Here is a 3,258-nt window from a genome sequence, read left to right on the forward strand (position 1 = left end):
CTTCAGAACTAACACAGTGGACGCGAGCAACTGAGGACAAGCCCTCGGCCTATTAGTACCAGTCAGCTCCACCCGTTACCGGGCTTCCACATCTGGCCTATCAACCCAGTCGTCTACTGGGAGCCTTACCCTCTCAAGGAGGTGGGAATACTCATCTTGAAGCAGGCTTCCCGCTTAGATGCTTTCAGCGGTTATCCCTCCCGAACGTAGCCAACCAGCCATGCCCTTGGCAGGACAACTGGCACACCAGAGGTTCGTCCGTCCCGGTCCTCTCGTACTAGGGACAGCCCTTCTCAATATTCCTACGCGCACAGCGGATAGGGACCGAACTGTCTCACGACGTTCTAAACCCAGCTCGCGTACCGCTTTAATGGGCGAACAGCCCAACCCTTGGGACCGACTCCAGCCCCAGGATGCGACGAGCCGACATCGAGGTGCCAAACCATCCCGTCGATATGGACTCTTGGGGAAGATCAGCCTGTTATCCCCGGGGTACCTTTTATCCGTTGAGCGACGGCGCTTCCACAAGCCACCGCCGGATCACTAGTCCCGACTTTCGTCCCTGCTCGACCCGTCGGTCTCACAGTCAAGCTCCCTTGTGCACTTACACTCAACACCTGATTGCCAACCAGGCTGAGGGAACCTTTGGGCGCCTCCGTTACCCTTTGGGAGGCAACCGCCCCAGTTAAACTACCCATCAGACACTGTCCCTGATCCGGATCACGGACCGAGGTTAGACATCCAGCACGACCAGAGTGGTATTTCAACGGCGACTCCACAACCACTGGCGTGGCTGCTTCAAAGTCTCCCACCTATCCTACACAAGCCGAACCGAACACCAATATCAAACTGTAGTAAAGGTCCCGGGGTCTTTCCGTCCTGCTGCGCGAAACGAGCATCTTTACTCGTAGTGCAATTTCACCGGGCCTATGGTTGAGACAGTCGAGAAGTCGTTACGCCATTCGTGCAGGTCGGAACTTACCCGACAAGGAATTTCGCTACCTTAGGATGGTTATAGTTACCACCGCCGTTTACTGGCGCTTAAGTTCTCAGCTTCGCAACCCCGAAAGGTCACTAACCGGTCCCCTTAACGTTCCAGCACCGGGCAGGCGTCAGTCCGTATACATCGCCTTACGGCTTCGCACGGACCTGTGTTTTTAGTAAACAGTCGCTTCTCGCTGGTCTCTGCGGCCACCCCCAGCTCAGAGAGCAAGTCTCATCACCAGGAATGGCCCCCCTTCTCCCGAAGTTACGGGGGCATTTTGCCGAGTTCCTTAACCATAGTTCACCCGAACGCCTCGGTATTCTCTACCTGACCACCTGAGTCGGTTTAGGGTACGGGCCGCCATGAAACTCGCTAGAGGCTTTTCTCGACAGCATAGGATCATCCACTTCACCACAATCGGCTCGGCATCAGGTCTCAGCCTTAATGTGTGACGGATTTGCCTACCACACGGCCTACACCCTTACCCCGGGACAACCACCGCCCGGGCTGGACTACCTTCCTGCGTCACCCCATCGCTTACCTACTACCACCTTGGGTCGCCGGCTCCACCACTTTCCTTTCCCCGAAGGGTCCGGAACGGCTTCACGGGCTTAGCATTAATGGATTCGATATTGGGCGTTTCAAAGCGGGTACCGGAATATCAACCGGTTGTCCATCGACTACGCCTGTCGGCCTCGCCTTAGGTCCCGACTTACCCTGGGCAGATCAGCTTGACCCAGGAACCCTTAGTCAATCGGCGCACACGTTTCTCACGTGTGTATCGCTACTCATGCCTGCATTCTCACTCGTGAACCGTCCACAACTAGCTTCCGCTGCTGCTTCACCCGGCACACGACGCTCCCCTACCCATCACAGCGGGCGTTGGCCCTATTGCTGCAATGACACGACTTCGGCGGTACGCTTGAGCCCCGCTACATTGTCGGCGCGGAATCACTTGACCAGTGAGCTATTACGCACTCTTTCAAGGGTGGCTGCTTCTAAGCCAACCTCCTGGTTGTCTCTGCGACTCCACATCCTTTCCCACTTAGCGTACGCTTAGGGGCCTTAGTCGATGCTCTGGGCTGTTTCCCTCTCGACCATGGAGCTTATCCCCCACAGTCTCACTGCCGTGCTCTCACTTACCGGCATTCGGAGTTTGGCTAAGGTCAGTAACCCGGTAGGGCCCATCGCCTATCCAGTGCTCTACCTCCGGCAAGAAACACACGACGCTGCACCTAAATGCATTTCGGGGAGAACCAGCTATCACGGAGTTTGATTGGCCTTTCACCCCTAACCACAGGTCATCCCCCAGGTTTTCAACCCTGGTGGGTTCGGTCCTCCACGAAGTCTTACCTCCGCTTCAACCTGCCCATGGCTAGATCACTCCGCTTCGGGTCTAGAGCGTGCAACTCAATCGCCCTATTCGGACTCGCTTTCGCTACGGCTTCCCCACACGGGTTAACCTCGCTACACACCGCTAACTCGCAGGCTCATTCTTCAAAAGGCACGCAGTCACGAGATACAGCAAGCTGTATCCGACGCTCCCACGGCTTGTAGGCACACGGTTTCAGGTACTATTTCACTCCGCTCCCGCGGTACTTTTCACCATTCCCTCACGGTACTATCCGCTATCGGTCACCAGGGAATATTTAGGCTTAGCGGGTGGTCCCGCCAGATTCACACGGGATTTCTCGGGCCCCGTGCTACTTGGGAGATGAGCAAGCAAGCCGTACAGATTTCAGCTACGGGGGTCTTACCCTCTACGCCGGACCTTTCGCATGTCCTTCGCCTATCCATACGGTTTCTGACTCGCCTCACAGCCGGCAGACTGTGAAAGCTCATTCCCACAACCCCGCATGCGCAACCCCTGCCGGGTATCACACGCATACGGTTTGGCCTCATCCGGTTTCGCTCGCCACTACTCCCGGAATCACGGTTGTTTTCTCTTCCTGAGGGTACTGAGATGTTTCACTTCCCCTCGTTCCCTCCACACTGCCTATGTGTTCAGCAGTGGGTGACAGCCCATGACGACTGCCGGGTTTCCCCATTCGGACACCCCCGGATCAAAGCTCAGTTGGCAGCTCCCCGGGGCCTATCGCGGCCTCTCACGTCCTTCATCGGTTCCTGGTGCCAAGGCATCCACCGTGCGCCCTTAAAAACTTGGCCACAGATGCTCGCGTCCACTGTGTAGTTCTCAAATAACGACCAGCCACCCATCACCCTGCACCTCGAAAGGAACAAGTTCACTGGGGCCGGCACTGAAGACTGACCAA

Annotated in this window: 1 rRNA gene; it reads right to left on the reverse strand. The window is 56.5% G+C overall.

The window, feature by feature from the left end:
• Positions 1–32 precede the first annotated feature (32 nt).
• Positions 33–3,151, reverse strand: a 23S ribosomal RNA gene (locus tag ACIPW5_RS39760).
• Positions 3,152–3,258 lie beyond the last annotated feature (107 nt).

Origin of the sequence: Streptomyces sp. NPDC090077 (assembly GCF_044747545.1) — a bacterium.
In the GTDB taxonomy this organism is placed as follows: domain Bacteria; phylum Actinomycetota; class Actinomycetes; order Streptomycetales; family Streptomycetaceae; genus Streptomyces.